The following is a 6,165-nucleotide window of genomic DNA, read 5'->3' as shown; positions in this document are numbered from 1 at the left end:
GCACGAGATCGAGGGCGAGCGCGCCGAGTGGGACGACGGGGTGGCGCTGGGCTTCTGCCTCGCCCTGCTGGCGCGGCTGCGCGCGCAGGCTTCGAGTGCCGGGGCCAAAACCATTCTCTGGGTGTCGCGGCGCGGCGACCTCTATCCGCCGGCGCTGGCGGGCCAGGGGCTCGACCCCGGGCGCTTCCTCCTGGTGCATGCGGCCGGCGAAGCCGACCTGCTCTGGGCCATGGAGGAGGGGCTGCGCTGCCGCCGCCTCGCCGCCGTGGTGGGGGAGGTGGAGGACCTCGACCGCCTCGCCGGGCGGCGCCTCCAGCTTGCCGCCGAAGCGAACGGCGTCACCGCCTTCGCCCTGCACCGCCGCTTCCGGCCGCGCCGGCGCGGGCGCGACGCCAGCGCCGCCCTCAGCCGCTGGCGGGTGACGGCGTTGCAGTCCGAGGACACCCGGGACGAGAGCTTTATCGGCCGCCCGCGCTGGCGGCTGGACCTCCTGCGCTGCCGCGGCGCGGCGCCGGGATCATGGCAGGTGGAGTGGAACGATGCGGCGTGTGGTTTCTCTCTGGCTCCCGCGCTTCGCGACGGATCGCTGGCAAAGGGCCCGATGGCAGCGGGCCCAGCGACAGCAGTGGAGCGGGGCGCAAGACAGGAGCCAGCCGAGCTTCTCGCCTTCCGGCAAGCCGGCTGACGAGAGTTCCGCAGACTCCCGGCCGCTCGCCCTGGTGACGGCCGAGCGCGGGCAGCTCGGCCTGGCGGCGGTGAACGCGGCGGCGGAGGCCGGCGGCCTCACCCCCGGCCTGCCCCTGGCCGAGGCCCGCGCCCTGCTGCCCGGGCTCGTCACCGCCCCCCACGAGCCGGAGACCGACGCCCGCGCCATCGCCCGCCTCGCCGCCTGGTGCGGCCGCTACAGCCCCTGGACGGCGCCCTGCTCCACGGCGGAAGGGACGGGCCAGGGGCCCGGCGGGGCGGCGGGCATCCTGCTGGACGTTTCCGGCTGCTGCCATCTCTTCGGCGGCGAGTCGGTGCTGCTGGAGGACCTGCAGGCGCGCCTCACCGCCTTCGGCTACACGGCCCGAGTTGCCATGGCCGACACCATCGGCGCCGCCTGGGCCATGGCCCGCTACGCCGCCTCGGCCGCCCACCCCTGCGTCGTCGTGATGCCGGGCAGCCAGCGCGCCGCCATCGCCGGCCTGCCGCCGGCGGCCCTGCGCCTGCCGGAGTCCACCGTGGAGGTGATGGACCGTCTGGGCCTCCGGCGCATCGAGGATCTCTACCCCCTCTCGCGGGCGGTGCTGACGCCGCGCTTCGGCCCCCTGGCGGCGCGCCGCCTGGCCCAGGCCCTGGGGCAGGAGGCCGAGGCCCTCTCGCCGCGCCAGCCGCCGCCGGCCTGGCTGGTGCGCCAGATCTTCGCTGAACCCATCAGCGAAGCCGAGGACCTCGCCCGCGCCCTCGACCTGCTGCTGCCCCGGCTGTGCCGCGAGCTGGCGCTGGCCGGGCGCGGCGCCCGGCGCCTCGACCTCACCGCCTACCGCAGCGACGGCAGCCTGCAGTCCCTCAGCCTCGGCACCAGCCGGGCGAGCCGCGAGGCCAAACACCTGCGCCGCCTGTTCAATGAAAAGCTGCCGCAGATCGACCCCGGCTTCGGCATCGAGGTGCTGACCCTGGCCGCCGGCCGCAGCGACCCCCTGGGCGCCCGCCAGATGGCCCTGCCGGTGGTGGCGGCGCAGGGATCGGTTGAACGCTCTCCACAACCGCCGGCACCGGCGCCGAAGCGGAAAACAGAACAGCCCGGGCCCGCCGTTACAGCATCCATAAACGCCACCGCCCGCGCCGCCGGTTGCGCGCCGGCCTGCGCCCCGGACGGTGCGGAGGACCTGCCGGATCTCGTCGACCGCCTCGGCAGCCGCCTCGGCCTCGCCGCCGTGCGCGCGCCGCGCCCCCACGAAAGCCACCTGCCGGAGCGCGCCTTCGTCCTGGCGCCGGCCGGTGATTTTCCCGGAGGCGATGTCGACCTTGCCAACGAAGACTGGCGGAAAACGCCCCGGGCCGGCCTGCGGCCCCTGCGCCTGCTGGCGCGGCCGGAGCCGGTGGAGGTGCTCTCCCTGCTGCCCGACCATCCGCCGGCCCAGTTCCGCTGGCGCCGGGTGCTGCACCAGGTGGTCCGCGCCGAGGGCCCGGAGCGCCTGCTCGGCGAGTGGTGGCAGATCGACCCCGCGTTAGGCGACGCGCCGCCGCGCGACTACTTCCGCGTCGAAGACCAGGACGGCCGCCGCTACTGGCTCTACCGCAGCGCCGGCAGCTGGTTCCTGCATGGGCTGTTCGGGTGAGAGGACGATGAGCAGGACAACCAAAATCCCCCTCACCCTCCCACTGCGTGGGCCCCTCCCTCTCCCGCGCTGGGGAGAGGGAAAGAACTGCGTGGAATTGGTTCTCCCTCTCCCCTCGCGGGAGAGGGAGGGGCCCGCGTGAGCGGGAGGGTGAGGGGGAAACACCGGGTGAGGGCGCGCTGATGTCAAAAACCTTTGTCCGACGCCTCCGGCGCGATCAGACCGATGCGGAGCAGAAGCTCTGGGCGCGGCTGCGCAACCGTCAGCTCGACGGCTGGAAGTTCCGCCGCCAGGTGCCGCTCGGCAGGTTCGTGGTCGACTTCGCCTGCTATGACGAGAAGCTGGTGGTTGAGCTGGACGGCGGCCAGCACGGCGAGAACCCGGACGACGATGCGGCGCGCACCGCCTGGCTCGAAGCGCGCGGCTTCCGCGTGCTGCGGTTCTGGAACCATGAAGTCCTGGAGAACCTGGAAGGCGTGTTGGAAAGGATCGCGGAGGTCTTGGAAAACCAAAAGCTCCCTCACCCCGGCCCTCTCCCACCCCGTGGGAATTTGGGGGAGAGGGGGAAGCCGTGAGTGCGCTTCAAGCCCCTCTCCCCTTGTGGGAGAGGGAGGGGCCCGCGCGAGCGGGAGGGTGAGGGGGACGCTGGTTCCGTCTGACGCTTGCTTGCGGCAGAGCGTTCAATTTCCGCCGCCGCGGTTCCCCCTCACCCAGCTTCGCCTAAGTTCGGTCTTCGACCTCACCAAGGCTGCGCAACCCTCTCCCACGCTGGGGAGAGGGAAAGAACTGCGCCGCCTTGGTTTCCTCTCTTCCCTTCGTGGAAAGGTGAGGGGAATGCAATGACGCAAAAGATCGTGACCCGATCCCCCCCCACCTACGTCCCGCTGGAGGTGACCAGCAATTACTCCTTCCTGCGTTCCGGGTCGCATCCGGAGGAGCTGGTGCTGGGGGCGGCGGCGCTGGGGCTGCCGGGGCTGGCGATCGCCGACCGCAATTCCCTGGCCGGGGTGGTGCGTGCCCATGTGGCGGCGAAGGAGGTGGGCCTGCCGCTGCTGGTGGGCGCGCGATTAATTTCTGAAGACGGACCCGAACTCCTCTGCTTCCCGCGCGACCGCGCCGCCTATGGCCGGCTCTGCCGCCTGCTCACCCTCGGCAAGCGCCGCGCCGAGAAGGGCGGCTGCCGTTTCAGCTTCGCCGAGTTGATCGAACACGGCGAAGGGCAGGTCTTTGTCGTGCTGCCCGGTGAGGAGGGACGGGAAGAGATCATCGAAACGGGTCTGCGCGCCCTCGCCGAGGCCTTCCCCGGTGAGGTCTTCCTGGGCGCCCGCGCGCTCTACGGAGGCCGTGACGCGCGCCGGCTCCAGGCCCTGGCGGCCCTGGCGGCGCGGGCCGGCGTCGGTCTGGCCGCCTGCAACGACGTCTGCCTGCATGCCCCCGAGCGCAAGCCGCTGCTGGATATCGTCACCTGCATCCGCGAACACTGCACCATCGACGAGGCGGGCTACCGCCTACTGGGCAATGCCGAGCGCTACCTGAAGCCAGCGGCGGCCATGGCCCATCTCTTCCGCGCCTATCCCGAGGCCCTGGCCAATACTTTGGCGATCGCCCGGCGCTGCCGCTTTTCCCTCGACGAACTGCGCCACGACTACCCGGAGGAGCTGACCACCGGCGGCCGCACGCCGCAGCAGGAACTGGAACATCTCACCTGGATCGGCGCCAAGCGGTGCTATCCGCCCGACCGTTATCCCGAGGGCATTCCGGAAAAGGTGCGCGCGAACGTCGTCCGCGAGCTGGCGCTGATCGCCCAGCTCGACTACGCGCCCTATTTCCTCACCGTGGAGGACGTGGTGCGCTACGCCCGCTCCGAAGACATCCTCTGTCAGGGCCGCGGCTCGGCGGCCAACTCCTCGGTCTGCTACTGCCTGGGCATCACCGCGGTGGACCCGGCGCGCATGGATCTGCTGTTCGAGCGTTTCGTCTCCGCCGAGCGCCGCGAGCCGCCGGATATCGACGTCGACTTCGAGCACGAGCGCCGCGAAGAGGTGATGCAGTACATCTATAAGAAGTACGGCCGCGAGCGCACGGCGCTGACCGCCACGGTGATCTGCTACCGCTCGCGCGGGGCGATGCGCGAGGTGGGCAAGGCCATGGGGCTCTCCGCCGACACCATCGCCGCCCTGGCCGGTGCCATCTGGGGCTGGAGCCAGGAGGGGGTGGAGGACAAGGCGGTGCGCGAACTGGGCCTCGACCCGGAGGACCGCCGCCTGCGCCAGACCCTCGAGCTGGTGCACATGCTGATCGGTTTTCCCCGCCACCTGTCGCAGCACGTCGGCGGCTTCGTCATGACCCAGACCCCGCTTTGCGAGGTGGTGCCCATCGAAAACGCCGCCATGAAAGACCGCACGGTGATCGAATGGGACAAGGACGACCTCGATGCGCTGGGCATCCTGAAGGTCGATGTTCTGGCGCTGGGCATGCTGACCTGCCTGCGCAAGGGCTTCGCCATGATCCAGCGGCACGTCGGGCGGGACTATACCCTGACGAGCCTGCCGCAGGACGATCCCGCCGTCTACGCCATGCTCTCGCGCGCCGACACCATCGGCGTGTTCCAGGTGGAAAGCCGCGCCCAGATGTCCATGCTGCCACGCCTGAAACCGAAAAAATTCTACGACCTGGTGATTGAGGTGGCGATCGTGCGCCCCGGGCCGATCCAGGGCGACATGGTCCATCCCTATCTGCGCCGGCGGGAGGGGAAGGAGAAGGTGGACTATCCTTCCGAGGCGCTGCGCCAGGTTCTGGAGAAAACGCTGGGGGTGCCGCTGTTCCAGGAACAGGCCATGCAGATCGCCATCGTCGCCGCCGGCTTCCAGCCGGCCGAAGCCGACCGCTTGCGCCGCGCCATGGCCACCTTCCGCCATGTCGGCACCATCCACAGCTTCCGGCAGAAGTTCATCGACGGCATGATCGAACGCGGCTACGACCCGGACTTCGCCGAGCGCTGCTTCAACCAGATCGAAGGTTTCGGCGATTACGGCTTTCCCGAAAGCCACGCCGCCAGCTTCGCGCTGCTGGTCTATGTCTCCGCCTGGATGAAGCACTACCACCCGGCGGTCTTCGCCGCGGCGCTGCTCAACAGCCAGCCCATGGGCTTCTACGCCCCGGCGCAGATCATCCGCGACGCCCGCGAGCACGGCGTGGAGATCCTGGCGCCGGACGTCAACGCCAGCGACTGGGACTGCACCCTGGAGCCGGACAGCACTGGAAGCGGCCTCGCCCTGCGGCTCGGCCTCCGGCAGGTGAAGGGCCTGGGGGAGGAGGAGGCCCTGGCCATCATGAAGAACCGCGCTGCCGGCTATCCCGAGCCCCTGGCGCTGTGGCGCCGCGCCGCCCTCAAACCCCTGACCCTGGAGGCGCTCGCCCGGGCCGATGCCTACCGCTCCATGGGCCTGGCGCGGCGCGAGGCGCTCTGGGCGGTGAAGCGCCTGCCGGGGGAGCGCAAGCGCGCCGAGCAGCTTCCGCTCTTCGCCGCCGCCGAGGCCGAGGAGCGCGGGATCGAGCCGGAAGTGACATTGCCAACGATGGCCCTCAGCGAGCATGTGGTGGACGACTACATGGCCCTGCGTTTTTCCCTGAAGGCCCACCCCCTGGCCTTCCTGCGCAGCGAGCTCGCCGCCCGGGGCATGGTGGAGATGATGCAGCTGCCCGGCCTGCCGGTGGACCGCCGGGTGACGGTCGCCGGCCTGGTGCTGGTGCGTCAGCGCCCGGGCAGCGCCAGCGGCGTGATCTTCATGACGTTGGAGGACGAGACGGGTGGGGCCAACATCGTCGTCTGGCCCGACAC

General features: G+C 70.9%; 4 protein-coding genes and 1 pseudogene. All 5 read left to right on the top strand.

The features are described from left to right. The coding region (locus Q0996_RS20265; RefSeq protein WP_322096766.1) for a hypothetical protein at window positions 1-685 on the top strand (685 nt) is incomplete at its 5' end. Window positions 686-713: 28 nt separating this feature from the next. After that, window positions 714-1,100: pseudogene (locus Q0996_RS25550) on the top strand (DNA polymerase Y family protein); the annotation flags it as partial. Then, window positions 1,080-2,324, top strand: a complete 1,245-nt coding sequence (locus Q0996_RS20260; protein WP_367575675.1) for a DNA polymerase Y family protein — start codon at window positions 1,080-1,082, stop codon at window positions 2,322-2,324. The pseudogene Q0996_RS25550 and the gene Q0996_RS20260, both read left to right, overlap by 21 nt. Before the next feature lie 182 nt (window positions 2,325-2,506). Next, entirely contained in the window at window positions 2,507-2,899 is a 393-nt protein-coding gene (locus Q0996_RS20255; RefSeq protein ID WP_299624075.1) for an endonuclease domain-containing protein, read from the top strand. Between the two features lie 264 nt (window positions 2,900-3,163). Next, the coding region (locus tag Q0996_RS20250) for an error-prone DNA polymerase (RefSeq protein WP_299624073.1) at window positions 3,164-6,165 on the top strand (3,002 nt) is incomplete at its 3' end.

It is taken from the genome of Pelagibius sp. (assembly GCF_028289705.1).
Taxonomy (GTDB): Bacteria; Pseudomonadota; Alphaproteobacteria; order Kiloniellales; family Kiloniellaceae; genus Pelagibius.
This window is presented reverse-complemented; position numbering and strand designations above follow the sequence as displayed.